We start from the raw sequence: 18,935 nt of genomic DNA, 5'->3' as shown, positions 1-18,935 counted from the left end.
TTCCGTTTTTTTATGGCCTGATTTATGAGCCAGAGGAAAGGAGATGAAGCATATGCACATACGGGAACGCCCTACATAAGATTCGGGGAAATAAGAAGACACAATCACACTCAAAAACCAACAGGAAAGGAGCGTTGCAATTGAAACATAGAAAACACAGATGGCTGGCGGGAACGCTGGCTTTTCTTTTATCCTGTTCTGCACTTATTCCGTCTGAGAATGCCGTATTTGCGGCATCAAAAGGCAGAATAGCAGAATCAGAGACAAATGTAACAAAGGAGGAAAAAGGCGATGAGAATGAGAAACAGACCACCGCCGAAACTTTGACGATTGAGCAGGGGGAATCATTTGAAATCGAAAAAGATTTTACGGGGCTTGCCTTGAAAAAAGGTGAAAAAGCTGTATTCATGGATGTTGTCAGCGAAGATGGACAGGGATTTTTTGCAGACCGCCCTGGTACATACCTTGCAACTTATCTGGTTACACCGGAAAAAGGAGCGTGTTATGAACTGACACGAAAAATTGTAGTCAGACCTCGTGAACCAGAGAACAAAAGAGCAGACCGTAATCAGAAAAGTTCAAAAGAGGATACAGAGGAAAGTGACCCTGACCCGGAACCTGTACTGACAGAAGCACCGGAAGTGCCGGAGAATGTGGAGAACTTAAAGCTGGATGTATCTGCGGAGAATGCCTCTTTTTTATCGGTAGTACCAGAAACCATGACAGAAAACCGATCTGTCAATGTGAATCTGGTCGTAGGAGAAAGACTTCCGTATCCATCTAATTTAGGAAACTATTCCACCACTTATTTTACGGTGAATGGGCATGTGGCATATTGTCTGGAGTCTGCAAAATCTTCGCCGCCGTCCAGTGATTATGTAGCAAATATCTTTGAAAGTAATCTGGCTTTGCAGAAAGTTCTTTATTATGGATACGGAGGACCTGGAGATATTACTGGCAGTTATATGCCGAGTTTTGACTGGAAATTGAAATATATCTTTACACATATTGCAGCTTCTTATGCGTATTGCGGTACAGATGGATTTTACGGGTGTACTTTTGAAAGCGTCAAGGCTTCAGGATTATGGGATTACATTCAGTATCTAAATGGGTTGGAAGAGCCACCTAAAGCAGCCATTGATCTTACCCCAACTTCGACAAAAGCATACGAAAGCAATGGAGTGCAGCGGACAGAAGAATTTCGGCTGCAGGGAGATCATCGGAATTATATTACATTGAATCTGCCGGAAAATGTAACGTATCATAGCGGTGGCAGCACGAAAAACGGAAATGTAAAAATTCCTGGTGGTACAAATTTTTATTTCAGTGCGCCGATGACTGTGACCGGAACATGGAACTCCGGTTCCTTAGCGGGAAAAATGGGAACCCAATGGAAAACTCTTGTGGTCTCTACAGGCGGTTCTACTCAGGATATTGGATATGGCACATTCTTTGAAGAAGAAAGCGATTCGGTGAGTTTTGAAGTAAAATGGATGGATTATGCAAAAGTCAAGGTTATGAAAAAGGATAATGTGACAAATGTAAATCTTGCAGGTGCAGTTTTTGGAATTTACAGTGACAAAGAATGCACCAAGCTGATTACTGAAATGCCAGCAACAAATGAAAAAGGAGAAACGCAGGTAGAAATTCCTAAAACACAGGAAACGGTATATCTCAAAGAAATATCCGTTCCCAATGGATATAAGCTGAATACGGAGGCTTTCAATGTGAAGCTACAGTCAGGGAAAACACAGAGCCTGACTATCTCAAATGAGGAACAGAAGGGGAAAATCACAATTCGAAAAAGCGGAGAGGTTCTTTCTTCTGTATCCGGACAGGAAGGAAATCTTAAATTTGAATATCAGTCGGTTCCGTTTGGAGAGGCAAGTTATTCTATTTATGCAGCAGAAAAAATTGTAAGTCAGGATCAGAAGACACCTATTTATGAATCCGGTGAATTGGTAGATCAGTTGACAACAAAAGCAGACGGAAGCATTACCAGTAAAGAACTGCATTTAGGAAAGTATAAGATTGTGGAGCAGAAGGCGCCGGCAGACCTAACTATCGGAAAGACAGAGGCAGACCGCACACAGTATGTGACTCTTTCTTATGCCGGGCAGACGGTGGAATTGGTACAGGAGGAGACAACTTATATCAATGACAGACCAAAGGTAAAGGTCCAGGCAGTAAAGAAATCGGAAAATGACAAAGTGACTTTAGAGGGTGCTGTATTCGGTCTGTATGCAGGTGAAGACATTATCAATGCAGAAGGAAAAGTAGTGGTAAAAAAGGATACCCTGATTGAGAAGGTCACTTCTGATAAAGAGGGAGCTGCGGCTTTTCATTCAGATATTCCTATCAATTTCCGCTATTATTTGAAAGAGATTCAGGCTCCGGAATCTTATTATATGAGTTCTGACCGGTATGACTTCCTGTTTGAGTATGAGAATGATAAAACTTATACATATGAATTTTCGCATACGTTTTCCAATAAAGAGGTTCGAGGGGAAATCCATGTGTTTAAGATTGATAAAGATGCGGAAGAATATATCAGCCAGGGAGATGCAGACTTAGATGGTGCAGTTTACGGACTCTATGCAGCAGAGGATATCAAACATCCGAATGGGAAGTCAGAAGACGTCCATAAAAAAGATGATCTGGTTGCGCAGGGCGTGATCAAAGATGGAAAAGTTGATTTTACGAATCTGTATCTGGGAAATTATTATGTAAAAGAAATCTCACCTGGAGAGGGCTATCTTTTGGATGAAACGGCCTATCCAGTGGAAGTTGGTTATGAAGGACAGGATGTTGCAATCGTGCATCGGAATGTGACAGTGAAAGAAACGGTAAAAAAACAGGCATTTGAACTGATCAAGATTTCAGAGGATGGAAACCAGACAGAAACAGAGCTTTTGAAAGGTGCTGGATTTAAAGTATTTCTGATCCAGAATCTGAAAGGTGTAAAAGATGGAAGTCTGAAACCATCGGAAGGAAATGCTTTCAAAGCAGAGGATTTTATCGGCTATGATTATTCAGAAGATGAAACGGCACATTATTACGAGAATGGTAAGAAAGTTTCGGTGGAAGAACTGTTTACAGACAAGAAAGGATTTGTACGTTCTCCAGAACTTCCATATGGAAAATATGTGGTTTTTGAATCTACAACTCCAGAAAATCTCCAGACCATCAATCCATTCCTTGTAACCATTACCGAAGATAGCAGGGAACCGCAGCCATGGCGTGTTTTTGATGATAGACCAATCCAGTTTTTCCTTAAGATTATCAAGGAAGATGCACAGACACATCTTCCGGTATTAAATAATCACGCACAATATAAAATCTATGATGTGAAAAAGAAAGAATATGTGACAATGAAGGTGCGCTATCCGGAAGAAAAAGAACTGGATGTATTTGAAACGAATGACGAAGGTTATCTTATGACACCGGAGCAGTTAAAGATGGGAACTTACCGCATAGAAGAAGTAAAAGCTCCTGATTTATATGTACAGCCAGGGTATGAAATGGCGTTGAAAGACGGAGAGGGCGATATTCCATTAAACCAGTTGTCACAGACAGGCGCTTATGAAGATGCAAAGCGCGATTTCATTACAATCACTGTGAATTCCGAAACAGCTTATGAAGTAGAGGAAGAAACCGGAAAATATATTGTCGTAGTTCGACAGCAAAACGATGAAGCGGTAGGCAGTCTGACAATCAAGAAAACAGGGGAAGATCTTGTGGGTGCTAAGAATGTGGAAGATTCCCTTCTTACAAAAATGAAAAATGGCATCGCAGGCACAATAAATTCTATCAGTGAATTTTTCGGCAAAGAGGAAGTCATAGAAGAAGACAGCGGCTATATGTTCCAATATGAGAAGAAGGGAGCAGAAGGTATAACCTTTGAAGTTTATGCAAAAGAAACGATTTATACACCAGATGGGCAGAAAGATGAAGCAGGTAACCGCAAAGTGTTGTATGAAAAAGATGGACTTGTTGCAAAACTTGTGACCGGAAAAGAGGGAACTGTATCACTTCACAATCTGCCGGTTGGTTCCTATTATCTGAAGGAAACGGATGTTGGAAATCATCATTTTGTTTTGGATCCTAAAGCGAAAGAATTTGAAATTAAGTATCAGGGACAGGAAGTAGCGGTAGATTATGTTTCTATGGAACTTGAAAATAAGCGCCAGAAGATAGAGCTTGTTCTTACGAAATTGTCCAAAGAAACAAAAGAGCCTGTACAGGGAGCAGTATTTGGATTGTATGCGGAGGAAGATATTGTTGATCTTGCAGATAATGTACTTATAGAATCTGGTACTCTGATTGCAAAAACAGAGTCCGCAGAAGACGGAAGCATCCGCTTTGACGTTGAACTCCCACATGGAAAATATCTGGTAAAAGAACTGGAGGCAGCACCGGGATATCTGAAAACAGAAGATACATGGTCCTTTGATGCAACCTATCAGAACCCAGAACTGGAGGTTATCACGCTTACAAAAGAGATTGAAAATCAGCCGACAGTAGTAGAAATCACAAAAACTGACATCACAGATGAAAAGGAAGTAGAAGGGGCAAAACTTCAAATCCTTAATAAGGACGGGGACATAGTGGAAGAATGGGTTTCCACAAAAGAACCGCATAAAGTGTATGCGTTAGAACCGGGCGAATACATCCTGCATGAAGAGGCAGCCCCGGAAGGATATCTTGTTGTATCAGATGTTCCTTTTGTTGTAGAAGAAACGGGAGAAATCCAGAAAGTAGAGATGAAAGATGAACGTCCATCCGGTCAGCTCCTGGTTCAGAAGACAGATGCGGAAAATAAGGCTCCGCTTGCAGGTGTAGAATTTGAACTTCGCAATAAAGCTACTGGGGAAGTAGTTGGAACACTGGTGACCGGCGAGGATGGAACTGCAAAGAGTGAAGAACTGCCGATTGCAGTTTATGAAGAGGGCAAATATGTAGAACCGATTGTATATGTTCTTGTGGAAACGAAACCGTTAGAAGGCTATGAAGCAAACACAGAGGAGGTGGAAGTGGTATTCGATTATCAGGATGATGAGACAAAAATCATTGAGGTGACAAAAGAAATTGAAAATACCAGAAAGCCTGGAACACCTCCGCCGGATGCGCCAAAAACCGGTGATCATACAAAGATATGGATTCCGGTGATTATTATGGCAGCAGCGATACTTGGCATTGTGGTTATAGTAATCCGTATCCGCAGAAGGAGAAGATAAACGATAATGCTGAAAAAATGTAACATGTAACGATGGAGATTGTCACTTTAAAATTGTGAGTGGCAATCTCTTTTTTTATTGGAGGAAAAGAGATGCGTCATAGAGGAGAAAAGATGATTTTACTGCTTTGTATTGCAGTCTTTGGAATTGCAGCTGCGAAACTGATAGATATAGGGAAAGAATATTATGTTGGACAGAAAGAATATGAAGAACTGAAGGCGTACATAAAAGAAGTTCCTGTATGTCAGCCGGAAAAAATGACAGGAGATGAACCGGAAAAGGAAACAGGGAAGGAAATTGATTTTGAAGGACTTCGTAAAATCAATGAGGATCTAGTTGCCTGGATACAGATTCCGGGGATAGGGGTGGATTATCCTGTGGCACAGGGAGAAGATAACGAGTATTACCTGTATCACACTTTTCAAAAAGAAAACAATAAGGCAGGAAGTATCTTTCTGGATTATAGAAACCATGATGATTTTACAGATCGGCGCGTGATCTTATACGGTCATAATATGAAAGACGGCAGCATGTTCAGTAATCTGAAGCAGTATCAAGATTCTGTGTTCCGGAAGAACTCTAGTTCTGCATATCTGTATTTACCTGAAAAAACCTTGCATTTGGAGATAACAGCGTGTGAAAAAGTGTCCATGCGGGATGATATATATGCTTTGGAAGACGATGTGTCTTGCGACTGGCCGGAGGAAGTCATATTGTCTACCTGTAGTTCTTCTTCAGATACCAGACTAATTTTAAGATGCAAAGTAACAAAGATACAGCATTTAACGAATATAAAATAGGAATAACCTTTTAGATAAGGCTATGTTTAGAGAGAATATCTTTCAATGTTCAAGTGTTATAATCCAAAATAAGAGCAAATACTTTTCATTTTCATAATAGAATTTTCTTTCTTACGCCTGTTGCAGTATCAGGGCAGGTCTGCAGAAAGGGGGCATCACTTTTTTACTGTCGTTCCTTGATTCACCAGTAAAGCCCAAGAGCCAGTCAACGGTGGACATGCTTTGCTTACCGTTGACTGGTCAGCTTCGTGTTACTTGGAATTAAACTTGTAACCATATCCAATTACTGTTTTTATATACTCTTGTCCCTTGCAATATGGTTTTAGTCTTTTACGTATTTGAAAAATTGTGTTTTCTACTGCGTGTAAATGGTTATTTGTAGGTTCATTCCATATCTTTTCATAAATCTCTTTTTTGGTAAATGTGGTTTGAGGAGACGAGTACAACATATAAAGGACTTCAAATTCGTTTGTTGATAAATACACTTCCTGTTGATCTATCATTACGCAATGACTTTTAAGATCCATGCATAGGGTATGATTTATTTGCTTTAACCCCCAGAATTCTTGTACCGATAATCGGTCACTTCTTATTTGTTCAAGTAATAAGGATAATTCATTAAATTTTTTTACTTCTCTTAACTTTTTATATAGGTTGACAGTTATCGTACATCTATATATATCCCTATCAAAATCCAAAATATGTGTTTCGATTGAAATAGTATTATCGTTATCAAGTGTAGGTCGCATTCCGACGTGAGTAATACCATAATATCTTTGTCTATCTATGAGAACATTTGCAGCATATACGCCTGATTCTGGAAAGATTGTATTATTTCTTATCTCTAAGTTTGCGGTAGGTGTTCCAACATGCTTTCCAATACCCCGGCCATGCACAACAGTTCCTGTTAGTATATACATAGGTTTCAAATTTTCTTTCATTTTAATCCTCTCATATAATTCCTTTCATTGATAAAATAATCAAAATACAAGTTGTAAAAATAAAACCTGCCACTATAAACAGTCCAGCATGTTTCTGCTTTGCTTCTTTCTCTACAGTAGAAATATAGCTGCTTTTTCTCAATGCAGTAACTATGGGCTTATACAGTAAAAATGTAATGGATGCATTTAATCCGCCTTTTAATAAGTTGAAGGGAAGAATGGCAGGAAACAATAATTCTGCAACAGCTTCTCTAGGATATCCCATATAAAGCGGTGTCACTAAATAATTCCACAGTAGCATAATAATAACTGTTATCAGCCACCCAGATGCCAGTCCAATTATTGCACCAGATAAAGTGTGCTTTTTTTTATAAATAACAGATGCCGTACACGAAAAAGATAGTGTTTGTATTATATTCATGATACAACCCAATATTCCGGTATCACTTACTGTTAACATTTCGATCGTTGCCACAATAACAGATACAATGCAGGAAGTCATTGGTCCCCAAATAAAACCTCCTAAAGTCACGACAACATCAGATGGATCATACTTGAAAAATAAAATAACAGGTATCCTGCCTATAACCATTACAACATAAGTAATAGCACATAACATACCGATAGTTGTGATTTTTTTTGTTTTAGTGTTCATGATTGAGTACCTCCATGGTAAAAAAATTAACACCCAAAAGAAAATGTCTTTCAGGTGCTAATATCATAATTAGACCACAAAATGAGAAGTACCTCCCATGATCTGTGGAAACCTAACCATATCTTCTTTCATCCAGACTATACTGTTGGTTTTGGAATTGCACCAAATCGTGCGTTTTACGCTCGCGGACTTTACCGCCAATCGGGAATTTCACCCTGCCCCGAAGACACTTTTATTCTGTTGTTCATTTCAAATTATAACATTTCCTACTTTGGAGAACAATGGAGTGGAGGAAGTTCGGAAATATTTCGGAAACTTGCATTTTACAGAATGGGATTTACTTGGAATACAATTAAATTATAACAATAGAAGGATTCAATTACACTTACAGTTTTGAGAGTAAACGAATAACAAAAGAGCCGCAATCATGTAGGTCACAATTCTGTGAAGCATTTTTACGACCCTTTACATACACTCTCTAAAGAAATACAATTACGATTTTTTACAAATAGTCGTAGGAAACCAATTCTTTCATAGAAATACGGGTAGTAACGTGACGTTCTGAGTCTGCCGGGGTTTCTTTTCCATACCCGATGACTAATATATTGATTGGTTCCAAATTATCTGGCAGTTGAAATTCTTTTTTGATTACATCTGGTTTAAAAAAGCATACCCATACGGTTCCCAACCCTAATTCTGTTGCCTGAAGCATCATATGGTCTGTTAAAATGGATGCATCAATATCTCCAGTTTGTTTCCGGTCAAAAGGACGTACCCACGCTTTGTTGTGATCTGCACAGACAATGATTGCTAATGGGGCATTATAGATATTTGCTGCCATGCTTATTTTTGCGAGTGCTTCATCGCTTTGGGCTACAATTAGATGAACCGGTTGAAGGTTGGCTGCTGTCGGGGCAACATGGGCAGCCTCCAGAATTTTATTTAATTTTTCCGGCTCTACTTTCTGATCCGTATAGCTACGGACAGAGAATCGTTTCTTTGCAGTTTCAAGTAATTCCATAATTTTAAATTCCTCTTTCTTTATATATTTGGGAGATTATCAAATCAACCATTGACTATATTGTAACACCACCAGTATAATCTACAAGAATGTACTTTCAGGGAAGATAGTTCCCAAAAGGAAAGTGCCTGGATCTGAAAGGAGAGAACTATTATGCAGCGGCCACAAGAACCATTTAATTGTCCTGTAGAAGCGACATTATCTTTGATAGGCGGGAAATATAAACCGCTTATTCTTTGGCATTTAATGGATAACCCGCTTCATTACATGGAATTGCAACGACTTATTCCAAAAGCAACGGCTAAAATGCTTTCGCAGCAGCTTCGTGATTTGGAAAACGATGGGATGGTACTAAGAGAAGTTATTCCTGAAAAACCGCCTAAAACAATCTATTCTTTAACATCTTTTGGAAAAAGTATCATTCCTGTATTGGAAGCAATGTGCAATTGGGGAGAGGGGTATTTGGAGAGTTTAGATATACAGAACTCTTGTGACTCATCCAAGAAACAGTGATTATTAGGAGATGAAACCGTATGAATAAAATCATTGTTATTGAAGATGATATAGCCATTTGTGGGGATATGGCATACTCCCAGAAGTGAAAAATTGATTCATCAGACCAGATGGGAAAATATGCAGGATTTTAAGATGTTTGGAAATTTCATAAGCATATTAAGATTGAAGAAATTCGTGGACTTTTATCGTCCTAAATGTGTAGACAGGAGGTATCTTTTCTACCGGTGTTCCGAGTTTTTCTTACAGTGCATGGCTATTTCTGGATATGAGTTATACGTCACTTTCTTATTCATATTCCTTGCCTTGTATTCTTCGAGCAAAAGAAATATAATAAGTCATATTGGTGGGAAACTATTTGGACTACATGATGCTGAAAGAGGCAAGCAAGAAATGGGGTATCTCTACCCGAATGATAAACTATTATTGCACCGAGGGACGCGTCCCCGGTGCTGTAAAAATGGCTACTGTCTGGCTAATACCAAAAAAGGCAGAAAAGCCGGTTGACCGACGATATAAGAAAAAGTGAAAGGAGGCTCCTCTATATGGCAAATATTTTGATTGTTGAAGATGAAAAGAATATGCAGAGCATTATTGTCGAGTATATGCATCGAGGCGGCCACACCTGCTTTACGGCTGATGATGGCGTGGACGCTTTAATGATCTTGAAAAACAATCCCATGGACTTGATGATACTGGATGTGATGATGCCCCACCTTGACGGTTTTTCCGTCTGCAAGATGGCAAGGGAAATGAGTAACCTTCCCATTATCATGTTGACTGCAAAAAGCGAGGAAGAAGATAAACTGAAAGGCTATGAGTTGGGAGCCGATGACTATATCACAAAACCATTCAGTCCTAAAGTGTTACTGGCAAAGGTAGGCGCTTTGCTGCGCCGATCCTCGATTACGCCCACCGATTCTATGAATGCCGGAAAAATTACGATCATCCCTACATCCCACAAGGTCTTTGTGGACGGACAGGAAATCACTTTAACCCATAAGGAATATGAACTGCTGCATTTCTTCATGGCAAATCCCAGCCAGATATTCAGCAGAGAGCAGTTGCTTAATCGGATTTGGGGCTACGATTTTGAAGGAACGACTCGGACAGTAGATACCCATATCAAAACCCTGCGACAGAAATTGGGCGATGAGGGCAAGCACATTGTTACCCTGATCCGTTCCGGCTATAAGTTCGAGGTGAGTGTATGAAGATCAACGAAAACATGAACATCTTTACCATACGAAAGAAGATACTGCTTGCCTCCAAGCTGATTGGTGTTGCCTTGATTGTTTCTTATATACTGTCCACCAAACTGCCAGTGAATGCAGATATTTCCTTTGTGATATGGCTGGCATTTGTGGTAGTGCTGATCTGCGCCATTGACCTGTTGATGGCACGTTTTATCACAAAGCCAGTTTCAGAACTGAATGAGGCCGCGAAAAATCTGGCAGAGCTGGATTTTTCCAAACCTTGTAAGGTGACAAGCTTGGATGAGTTTGGTGAGCTTTCAGAAAGCCTGAATAAGATGGCGGAAAATCTGCAGCAGGCTTTTGTTTCGTTAGAAGATGCCAATTTGAAATTAGAGCAGGATGTGGAGCAGAAAAAACGGCTGTTGGCTGAACGTAAGGAGTTGGTAGACAATCTTTCCCATGAGATGAAAACTCCGCTGGGAGTGATTCGGGCATATACGGAAGGATTACAGGATGAAACAGGTGAAGAGAAACGGCAGAAATATACGGAAGTGATCATTCAGGAGACGGAACGTATGAACTGTCTGATCACCACACTTTTAGATTTATCCGCATTGGAAAATGGAGCAACCAATCTCCAGCCGGAACGATTTGACTTTGTAGAGTTTGTGGAAACGATAGCAGGACGACTGCTGATCGATACGCCGGATGCGGATTTTGTATTGGAATATGAACTTCCGGAGAGCCCAGTTTATGTGTATACAGATCAAGGGCGCATGGAGCAGGTTCTGGATAATCTGATTGTGAATGCGAAACGAAACGTATCTCCAGGCGGTATTTTGAAATTATCCCTGACTGAGAAGAAAGACGGTTTGCATTTTTCTATTTACAATGAGGGAAGGGAAATTTCAAAGGAGGATTTGAAAAAAATTTGGACCAAGTTTTACAGAAATCCCAATGCTTCCTATGGCGGTTCCGGACTTGGACTTGCCATTGTTGCACAGATTTTATCCATGCAGGGATTCTCCTATGGAGTGGAGAATCAACCGGGCGGTGTGAAGTTTTATTTTACAATTCCTGCCGTAAAATAAATCATAGAATACAGATGGAAAAGCTTTCATTTACAGAGAGATGAGGGTTTTTCTTTTTTTGTGGATATTTCACACCAACTTCACTTCGACTTCACCTCAATTTCAATGCGTTTTTTTATGTTTATCCTATCAAAAGAAGTAATAAGGAGGACACGATATGTTTTTAGGATTGGAATGGTATTGGTGGCTTGTGATTTTGGTGCTTTTGATTGTTTCTATCCCGTTTAAGGTGAAATTTATGAAATGGTGGAATCAACGGGAAAAAGAGAAGAAAAAAGGTCAGATAGGAAAATGGGGTGAGGAAGATGATTGAAGTAAAAAATCTGATGTTTTCCTATGGAAAGGATAAACAGGCGCTGCATGGACTAAATTTCAACGTAGAAGACGGGGAAATCTTCGGTTTCCTGGGACCAAACGGTTCTGGGAAGTCCACAACACAGAAAATATTGACGGGAATCTTAAAAGGACATGGAGGAGAAGTTTCTCTATTTGGAAAGGACCTCAAAGAGGTTCATACGCAGGAGTTTTTCCGGAAGATCGGCGTGTTATTTGAATTCCCCTATCTGTATGCGAATTTGAGTGCAGTAGATAATCTGAATTATTTTGCATCCTTTTATCCAGAAGAACAGTTGCGAGATGTAGAAGAACTTTTGACTATGCTAGAAGTAAAAAAGGACTTCTGGAAGAAACCGGTGTCTTCCTACTCCAAAGGAATGCGACAGCGTGTAAGTATGGCGCGGGCGTTGATCAGTAATCCAAAGCTTTTGTTTTTGGATGAACCAACCAGTGGTCTTGATCCTGCCGGGGCGGTGCTATTTCGCAAAATTATTGAGGAAGAACGACAAAAGGGTACAACCGTATTTCTTACTACCCACAATATGCTGGATGCAGATCTACTTTGTGACCGGGTGGCATTTATCGCAGGCGGCAATATTGTTGCACTGGATACGCCGGGAAACTTAAAGGAGAAAAACAGCGATCATCGTATTGTGATTTCCTATCTGTATCAAGGAAAACGGGAAGAGCAGATCATGGGAACCTTGGAACTGAAGGATAGCATGGCTTTTGCGTATGATGAAATCATCAGTATCCATTCCCAGGAGCCGACTTTGGAGGATGTCTTTATTCAGTATACAGGAAGGGGGCTGTCTTGATGTGGAAATGCTTTCTTTCTTTATTCAAAAAAGACTGCCGGATGATGATATCCGGGAAATTTTTTCTGGTGGCGTTTTGTTCCCTGATACTGTATACCTTGTTTATTAATTTTGGTTATGTAAATTTTATGGATGCGAAGCTCTACAACGTGTATTTATATGATCCGGAAGGTACACAGCGTGAGGTTTCCTCTTTGGTCCATCCAGTGTCCTCGCTAGAAGAGTTAGATGCAGCTCTTGTCGGTGATACCAACGGTGTTGGGATTGATGTAAGCAATGGAACTCCCCATGTCAGGTTCTATGAGGCAACGGAAAAAGCGGATAAACACAGAGTGGACTATGCGCTGTCTCTGCTGTCTATGGATGAGAACTATACAGCAGAAACAGTGGGCAATTATACTACGGAAACAAAACAGCGCAGGGAAATTACTTGTGAACTTGTATTTATTGAGATTGTTGCGGTTGGATTTTTGGGGATTGCTTCGGTGCTGTTCAAAGAAAAACAGATGGGTGTCATTCGTGTCCATGCGATTATGCCGCTTCAAAAAAGTCTGTTTGTATGTTCCAAAATCATACTTTTTTTACTTACGGATTTGATTTTTGCAACATTAATGGTGTTGTTGAATGTTGGACTTGATGGGGTTGCGGTTCTGCCAGGCGTTTTGGTACAGACAGCCATCCTTTCGTTGATTATGGCATTGGCAGGTTTTGGGTGTACCATGATTCTTAGGGATTTTAAACAGTTTTCACTTGCTTATCTGGTGATTGCACTCTTTGCAGCTACACCGGTATTCTTGGCAGCAAATACATCTGTAAAGATGGCATGGATTGACTATCATCCGTTTTATCATGTGTACATGGGGCTAAAAAATGCTTTTTTCGGTATCACGACTATCAACCCGGTGTATTATATTGGTGCAATCAGTGCAATTTTGTTACTTTTTATCTTTGTGGAAGCAGCGTTTCATAAGGAAATGGGAAGGGAGGGGTAGTGATGAAAGGACTTATGTATCAGCTGAAAAGTGTCCGGAAAGATAAGTTTTGCATTATGTCATTTCTCCTGCCTATTATAGTTGCTGTGGCATTGCATTTTGTCGGATCCATTGATCTTTCTTCGTTGGGGGAATTTCATTTTGGAGTGACAGAACAAGGCACGAATGATGAAGTAACCACATGGCTGGAACGGTATGGTACAGTTACCGTTTATCCAGAACAGGAAGAATTGGTTGCAGCTATCAATGAGCCTTCCACAAACCTAATCGGAGTGGAAACGGACGGGGACAGCATCCAGACCATCCTTTCCGGGGATGAACTAGAAATGTTCCGCCAGACAGCGAATACACTTCCAGCTCTCTATGCACAGAGAGAAATGGCAAAACAGGCCAGAGTGCAGGTATTAGAACGGCAGGACATGATGTCTGGCTATCAGAATATCTTTATTGCAATTACCCTAATTGTAGCGATGTTTATGGGATGTACCTTTAACGCTATGAACATCATTTCTGAAAAAGAAGATGGTGTTGCGCTGATCAATGAAATTCTGCCTATGACGGACTGGCAGTATATGATTCAGAAGATTTTTGTCGGTTTTGTATTTGGCTGCTTGTCCGCTATTCTTACGGCAGTAATCTGCTTTCGGCTCTCTTTCACAGGAGCGGCGGTTATGCTAGCATTGATTGTCCTTTCCGCATTTGTGTCGGCTCTGATTGGCTTGTTTGTCGGCAAACTCTCTGATGGCATGATGGTAGGCGTGGTCTATATTAAAATCGTGATGATTGTATTTATGGCAGTTCCGATCCTGAATTATTTGATTGGTGCAGGAAACAAAGTTCTTTCCTACATTTGTTACCTAATCCCGTCCAGCGCCACTTTTGAGGGCATAATGGATTTAGCAAATGGAACTGCATCAACAGCGATTAAGGACATCGTTATCCTCACCCTCCATTGTGTCTTATGGTTTTTACTCTACTTGTTGTTATCCAAACAACAAAGAAAACATATTTAAAAGAGCCTTTATAGAGCAAATAAGCTGCGCAAGATGTTACGCTTTGAAGCAGACCTTTCAAATTATATTGAGAGTGTCTCCGGAATCGGCTATAAATTTGAACATTTGTAAGCTAAAGCCACGAGATTTTTTCTATCTTGTGGCATTAGTTTTTTCAAGCTACTTTTCAATATTATAAAAATTTAAAAAATTGCAGTAATTACTCATGTAAAATGCCCATTCGTTCTATACACTATATCTATATGGTGGAGCACCAAACGAAAGGAGCAAAAAATATGTCTGAGATTCAAAATGCGATTGATGTGAGAAACTTAACAAAGGTTTTTAGTGGAAGAGTTTTGTTTGAGAATTTTAGCCTGAATGTAAAAGCAAACACCATCCATGCGATTATTGGTCCGAACGGTTCTGGAAAGACCACATTGCTACGCTTGATTACCGGGGTATATCAGCCAAATGAAGGAACAATCAACATTGCAGGAAAATATGCAATGCAACTTGAAAATGACTATCTGTATGAAGAAAAGACTGGTCTTGAAAATCTGAAAATTTTCGGGAAATACTTTGGATTTGAAATAAATAATCGTTCAGACAGCTACTGTACGCAATTAGGATTGACCGAACATTTAGAAAAGCGTGTTAGCACTTATTCTAAAGGAATGAAAAGAAAACTGTCCCTCTTAATTGTTATTATGATGGGACGAAATATTCTGCTCATGGATGAACCAACATCGGGTGTAGACCCCATATCCAGAGTAGAAATCCGAAATTTGATAGAGGCTCTAAAAGCTGACGGAAAAACGGTTATTATCACATCACATGACCTTAGCGAGATTGAAAAGTGTGCTGATGATGTATCTATGATTAAAAATGGGAGATTACTGTTTGATAAGAGTGTTCAAGAAATGCAAGGTCAATCACTGGAAGAAATCTTTATTAAGGAGGGCAATCGGCATGAGTAACATGGGAAAAGGCGCAGGCTACTATCTTACCAGAAGTAAAAGTCTCCAAATGGATACTGTGATTGTTGCCATTCTGGCAATTTTTATGAGCTTTGCAATGCGGATGGATGCCTTGCAGTCTAAGGGAGAAGATTATTTAGTGCTAATGCTCTATGCGGTTATTTTTGGTCTTACCTCCCTGCAATCCGGTGCTATGATTGTAGATTTGACAGCAAAGGATAAGTTAAGCCGGAGAATTGAATTTTTTGCAGCTTCTGGAATTGCGGTAAAAGAGATTATCAAACAGTATTCGATACAGATTTTCCGCTTTTCTGGAATTATCCCGTTCTTTGTTTTTATGAGTTGCTATTACTTTACCAACTGGACAATGAGCTTTGGGCGGATCGTATGCGTTTATCTTAGTATTCTTGCACTTAGTTTTTGTGAGATTGTCGCTTTGAATATCATTGTACTAGATATGAAACGAGTAAAACTGTTCAAAAATGTTCTGTTCTTTGGTAATTTTGCACTGGTTTATTTGATTGCAATGTCGGCAGAACGAATTACAGAGTTTGTTAGTGAACATCACATAGGAATTGACTATTTGATTATTGTGGTTGATGTTGTACTTTGTATTATGTTTGTACTATTAAGTTTCTTTAAGGCTCGGCACATGAGCAACGAAACAGTTATCAGGAGGGATGGCGAATGGGTTTGATAACCTTAAACCTTAAAAGGGTATTGAACTGGAATTTTATATTTATGAGTGCGGTAGCAACTATCTTCGGCATAATCTCTCTGATGAACTTCGGGGATATTTCAGAGAACATTGTATTTGGCGCTGATATAAAGTATTTTATGCTTGATGGCTACCTATGCTTATTTATCTTTTTTGCAGGAGAAATAAGCAAGGATATGTTGCAACAAGAAAAAATTACAAAGAGAATAGAATGGAAACTTGCTAATGGTATTAAAATCTCAAGTATTATCATGGAGAATCTGCTATCACTATGGATTGGTACGTTGATTCTTTTGTTTCCTCTACTTTTGATGATTTCCATTCGCTTGCCAAACCTTATTATGTTATTAGGCACCTATTTTCTAATTCTTAGTATATTGTATTCGGCATTTATAAATGTTTTGATTCTCTGGATTAAAAATATGAACTGGTTTAAGGGCATCCCTATTTGTGTAACACTACTTCACATTTTATTGCTTGTCTTAAAATGTGGGATATTTATGAAACTGAATAATATATGGGTGTTGCTACTATTTTCTCCAGTGAGTATAATAGTTTTGACTGCGTGTGGTTTATGTCTGATAACAAAAGAACGGATTGTATCGTCATACTACTAACATAGTGTATTTTAGCAGAAAGGAGGAATGTCCTATGCAGGATAAACGCTTTTACCCGTATTTGTTTCTTCATGCAGGTATTGTGACTTTATGGGTTATACTGGATAGAGTTCATAAAGGGATCACGAATGATGGAACAATCAACTTATTGTCGATTGCTATCTTACTTTGTTATTTCAATCTGCTTTATCTTCATGTAATGGCATCAAGGCGAGCAGCAACAGTATCCGAGTGTAGCTGGAATGTGCTTTCTGTATCCTTTATTGCAGCCTTGATGTATGATGGATTTTCCACCTTATATACGGGTATATTTCTGGCTTTTGCACTGATTATTGGAATAATACTGGTAAGAACCGATGCAAGCCCGGGAAAGATAGTTCGCCTGCTATTTGGAATTGCGGCTATTATATTGTCATTTTTCCATTTCCAAATTCTTCCAGCTGTAACTATATTAGTTGGAATGTTCTTGGGAATTTTCCTTGATTATAGATATATAAATTTGAAACAGATTAACATTCTTCCGATCGCCCAAAGAAAAGCAAGATATGTCCTCATTTTCATGATTCCCTTGTTTACAGTTGTACTTTATTGCTTTGATTTGTCTACCCTACAAGTCAATGTGTTTTTTCAACTTATAATGCTTTTGTTTGAGTCTTTTGCTGTCCTTCATCTTGGCGACATGGAAGCCCGTTACAAGGAACTAACAAAGTATTATGGATTGACGAATTATATTGCAAATGAGAGAGAAGGTTTCTCAAGGGTGCTTCATAACGATGTGCTTCAAGATATTGGAGGTGCCAAAAACCTCCTGTCGCTTCGTTCACCAGATATTGATGAAACAAAAAGGATATTATCCGATTTGGAACTGCGAGTAAGAAATATAATGAATTTCTATTCTTCCAATATCTTTTCAGGATATTCTTCATGGGAACATATCGAATATATGCTTGCCGCTATTAAGAAACTGTACCCCCAAAAGGATATACTTGTAGATTTCACCATTGACGGCGAAGCAAGGATTGCTTTGAAAAAAAGTGACAGTTTGGAACAGGCTATGCAGATAATCAAAGAGCTTGTCAACAATGTTTATAAACATGCTGCCGCTACTTTTATCCATTTGGAAATCGTGCTAAATGAAGAAAGCAAACTCGTAATTACCTGTCAAAACGATGGAGCGAAACCAAGTGACATTGAAAATATCCTTTCTTCCAAAGGTGGTATGTTGTTCTTGACAGTGTTGATAAATGGGAATGGTGGTAACATTCAGTATTTAGAGAAAGATGGTATTTTAACTGCAACGGCAGTTTTGGGGAGAAAAAATGAAGATATTATTATTTGATGACCATAGGATATTTGGAGAGAGTTTAAGCAAACTTCTAGAAGATTGGGACGAAATCTCTATCTGTCACTATGCAAGTAATGAAACAGAGTTTTGGAATATTCTTTCCGCAGAAGAATGGGACATTGTATTGCTTGATGTCAACCTAAGAGATCAGTCAAGGGGTTCTGGCATTGACTTGATAGAAACAATATATAGGAAGCAAGCACAAACAAAGGTAGTTATGCTATCCTCTTATGATATGCCGGTTTATAGACAGGAAGCGCTTAAAAGAGGTGCCGTAAGTTATATTAACAAATCTGCCTCCGCTGATGAGTTGGTAAAAAAGCTCACTGCTATTAGTAAAGGCTACAAATCCACTGATTCCCCTTTATTAGATCCCTTGACAGATCGTGAAGTGGAAATTATTAAGGCGATTGGAACAGGGAAAACAAAGAATGAAATCGCTAAGGATTTGTATATCAGCGAGAGAACTCTTTATAATCATATTCAACATATTTATGAAAAATTGGAGGCGAAAAATTTTATTGAAGCTTTCAAAAAAGCAATAAAAATGGGATATATTGAGCCGTTTATATGAATTTGGGCTTATCTATTTGATCTACATCATGAATCAACGAAACTATATATTATTTCTTGTCAGTGCGATTGCTGCTTTGAAGAATATTGTGACTGGACTGTATTCGGAT

General features: G+C 39.2%; 17 protein-coding genes and 1 riboswitch. Of the genes, 14 read left to right on the top strand and 3 right to left on the bottom strand.

Annotation, left to right across the window (positions count from 1 at the left end; all coding sequences use genetic code 11):
• Positions 1–140: 140 nt before the first annotated feature.
• Both KFE17_03525 and srtB read left to right on the top strand, forming a co-directional pair.
• A complete protein-coding gene (locus KFE17_03525) occupies positions 141–5,237 on the top strand; it encodes a hypothetical protein (protein QUO32836.1) in 5,097 nt (1,698 codons plus the stop codon).
• A 92-nt stretch (positions 5,238–5,329) separates the two neighbouring features.
• Positions 5,330–6,037, top strand: a complete 708-nt coding sequence (gene srtB / locus KFE17_03520; protein QUO32835.1) for a class B sortase — start codon at positions 5,330–5,332, stop codon at positions 6,035–6,037.
• Positions 6,038–6,288: 251 nt separating this feature from the next.
• On the opposite strand, the gene KFE17_03515 is transcribed toward srtB, so the two are convergent.
• The 3 genes from KFE17_03515 to KFE17_03505 form a co-directional block, all read right to left on the bottom strand.
• Positions 6,289–6,978, bottom strand: a complete 690-nt coding sequence (locus tag KFE17_03515; GenBank protein ID QUO32834.1) for a winged helix-turn-helix domain-containing protein — start codon at positions 6,976–6,978, stop codon at positions 6,289–6,291.
• Positions 6,979–6,988: 10 nt separating this feature from the next.
• Positions 6,989–7,633 (bottom strand): ECF transporter S component, encoded by a 645-nt coding sequence (locus KFE17_03510; protein ID QUO32833.1) that lies wholly within the window; start codon positions 7,631–7,633, stop codon positions 6,989–6,991.
• Between the two features lie 116 nt (positions 7,634–7,749).
• Positions 7,750–7,865: riboswitch (FMN riboswitch) on the bottom strand.
• Between the two features lie 270 nt (positions 7,866–8,135).
• Complete coding sequence (locus KFE17_03505) at positions 8,136–8,654, bottom strand: nitroreductase family protein (GenBank protein ID QUO32832.1); 519 nt, start codon at positions 8,652–8,654, stop codon at positions 8,136–8,138.
• A 153-nt stretch (positions 8,655–8,807) separates the two neighbouring features.
• Here KFE17_03505 and KFE17_03500 point away from each other — a divergent pair, with 153 nt between their 5' ends.
• From KFE17_03500 to KFE17_03445, 12 genes are all read left to right on the top strand, one after another.
• Positions 8,808–9,167 (top strand): helix-turn-helix transcriptional regulator, encoded by a 360-nt coding sequence (locus KFE17_03500; protein QUO32831.1) that lies wholly within the window; start codon positions 8,808–8,810, stop codon positions 9,165–9,167.
• Between the two features lie 545 nt (positions 9,168–9,712).
• Positions 9,713–10,381: a response regulator transcription factor gene (locus KFE17_03495; protein QUO32830.1), complete on the top strand. Its 669-nt coding sequence runs from the start codon at positions 9,713–9,715 to the stop codon at positions 10,379–10,381.
• The gene (locus KFE17_03490) at positions 10,378–11,454 is read left to right on the top strand and encodes a HAMP domain-containing protein (protein ID QUO32829.1); all 1,077 of its coding nucleotides are present in this window, start codon (positions 10,378–10,380) and stop codon (positions 11,452–11,454) included. Before KFE17_03495 ends, KFE17_03490 begins: the two co-directional genes overlap by 4 nt.
• A 157-nt stretch (positions 11,455–11,611) precedes the next feature.
• Positions 11,612–11,767: a hypothetical protein gene (locus tag KFE17_03485; protein QUO32828.1), complete on the top strand. Its 156-nt coding sequence runs from the start codon at positions 11,612–11,614 to the stop codon at positions 11,765–11,767.
• Positions 11,760–12,608 carry an ABC transporter ATP-binding protein gene (locus KFE17_03480; GenBank protein ID QUO32827.1) on the top strand — a complete coding sequence of 283 codons (849 nt, stop codon included), beginning with the start codon at positions 11,760–11,762 and terminating at the stop codon, positions 12,606–12,608. Before KFE17_03485 ends, KFE17_03480 begins: the two co-directional genes overlap by 8 nt.
• Positions 12,608–13,600, top strand: a complete 993-nt coding sequence (locus KFE17_03475; protein ID QUO32826.1) for an ABC transporter permease — start codon at positions 12,608–12,610, stop codon at positions 13,598–13,600. Before KFE17_03480 ends, KFE17_03475 begins: the two co-directional genes overlap by 1 nt.
• Before the next feature lie 2 nt (positions 13,601–13,602).
• Positions 13,603–14,613 carry an ABC transporter permease gene (locus KFE17_03470; GenBank protein ID QUO32825.1) on the top strand — a complete coding sequence of 337 codons (1,011 nt, stop codon included), beginning with the start codon at positions 13,603–13,605 and terminating at the stop codon, positions 14,611–14,613.
• 275 nt (positions 14,614–14,888) lie between these two features.
• Positions 14,889–15,572, top strand: coding sequence for an ABC transporter ATP-binding protein (locus KFE17_03465; protein ID QUO32824.1), 684 nt, complete (start codon positions 14,889–14,891; stop codon positions 15,570–15,572).
• Positions 15,565–16,269 (top strand): hypothetical protein, encoded by a 705-nt coding sequence (locus KFE17_03460; protein QUO32823.1) that lies wholly within the window; start codon positions 15,565–15,567, stop codon positions 16,267–16,269. The genes KFE17_03465 and KFE17_03460 overlap by 8 nt, the downstream gene beginning before the upstream one ends.
• Positions 16,260–16,907 carry a hypothetical protein gene (locus tag KFE17_03455; protein ID QUO32822.1) on the top strand — a complete coding sequence of 216 codons (648 nt, stop codon included), beginning with the start codon at positions 16,260–16,262 and terminating at the stop codon, positions 16,905–16,907. Before KFE17_03460 ends, KFE17_03455 begins: the two co-directional genes overlap by 10 nt.
• 34 nt (positions 16,908–16,941) lie before the next feature.
• A complete protein-coding gene (locus tag KFE17_03450; GenBank protein QUO32821.1) occupies positions 16,942–18,246 on the top strand; it encodes a hypothetical protein in 1,305 nt (434 codons plus the stop codon).
• Positions 18,227–18,826 carry a response regulator transcription factor gene (locus tag KFE17_03445; protein ID QUO32820.1) on the top strand — a complete coding sequence of 200 codons (600 nt, stop codon included), beginning with the start codon at positions 18,227–18,229 and terminating at the stop codon, positions 18,824–18,826. The genes KFE17_03450 and KFE17_03445 overlap by 20 nt, the downstream gene beginning before the upstream one ends.
• The last annotated feature ends 109 nt before the right edge of the window (positions 18,827–18,935 follow it).

The organism is Faecalicatena sp. Marseille-Q4148, from assembly GCA_018228665.1.
GTDB lineage: Bacteria > Bacillota > Clostridia > Lachnospirales > Lachnospiraceae > UBA9414.
Note: the sequence above shows the minus strand (reverse complement) of the source record. Positions and strands in the feature narration are given on the sequence as shown.

Bases quoted from the DNA above. Each gene is read 5' to 3' on its own strand.
- srtB (QUO32835.1), top strand. From the start codon at position 5,330: ATGCGTCATAGAGGAGAAAAGATGATTTTACTGCTTTGTATTGCAGTC.
- KFE17_03515 (QUO32834.1), bottom strand. From the start codon at position 6,978: ATGAAAGAAAATTTGAAACCTATGTATATACTAACAGGAACTGTTGTG.
- KFE17_03510 (QUO32833.1), bottom strand. From the start codon at position 7,633: ATGAACACTAAAACAAAAAAAATCACAACTATCGGTATGTTATGTGCT.
- KFE17_03505 (QUO32832.1), bottom strand. From the start codon at position 8,654: ATGGAATTACTTGAAACTGCAAAGAAACGATTCTCTGTCCGTAGCTAT.
- KFE17_03500 (QUO32831.1), top strand. From the start codon at position 8,808: ATGCAGCGGCCACAAGAACCATTTAATTGTCCTGTAGAAGCGACATTA.
- KFE17_03495 (QUO32830.1), top strand. From the start codon at position 9,713: ATGGCAAATATTTTGATTGTTGAAGATGAAAAGAATATGCAGAGCATT.
- KFE17_03490 (QUO32829.1), top strand. From the start codon at position 10,378: ATGAAGATCAACGAAAACATGAACATCTTTACCATACGAAAGAAGATA.
- KFE17_03485 (QUO32828.1), top strand. From the start codon at position 11,612: ATGTTTTTAGGATTGGAATGGTATTGGTGGCTTGTGATTTTGGTGCTT.
- KFE17_03480 (QUO32827.1), top strand. From the start codon at position 11,760: ATGATTGAAGTAAAAAATCTGATGTTTTCCTATGGAAAGGATAAACAG.
- KFE17_03475 (QUO32826.1), top strand. From the start codon at position 12,608: ATGTGGAAATGCTTTCTTTCTTTATTCAAAAAAGACTGCCGGATGATG.
- KFE17_03470 (QUO32825.1), top strand. From the start codon at position 13,603: ATGAAAGGACTTATGTATCAGCTGAAAAGTGTCCGGAAAGATAAGTTT.
- KFE17_03465 (QUO32824.1), top strand. From the start codon at position 14,889: ATGTCTGAGATTCAAAATGCGATTGATGTGAGAAACTTAACAAAGGTT.
- KFE17_03460 (QUO32823.1), top strand. From the start codon at position 15,565: ATGAGTAACATGGGAAAAGGCGCAGGCTACTATCTTACCAGAAGTAAA.
- KFE17_03455 (QUO32822.1), top strand. From the start codon at position 16,260: ATGGGTTTGATAACCTTAAACCTTAAAAGGGTATTGAACTGGAATTTT.
- KFE17_03450 (QUO32821.1), top strand. From the start codon at position 16,942: ATGCAGGATAAACGCTTTTACCCGTATTTGTTTCTTCATGCAGGTATT.
- KFE17_03445 (QUO32820.1), top strand. From the start codon at position 18,227: ATGAAGATATTATTATTTGATGACCATAGGATATTTGGAGAGAGTTTA.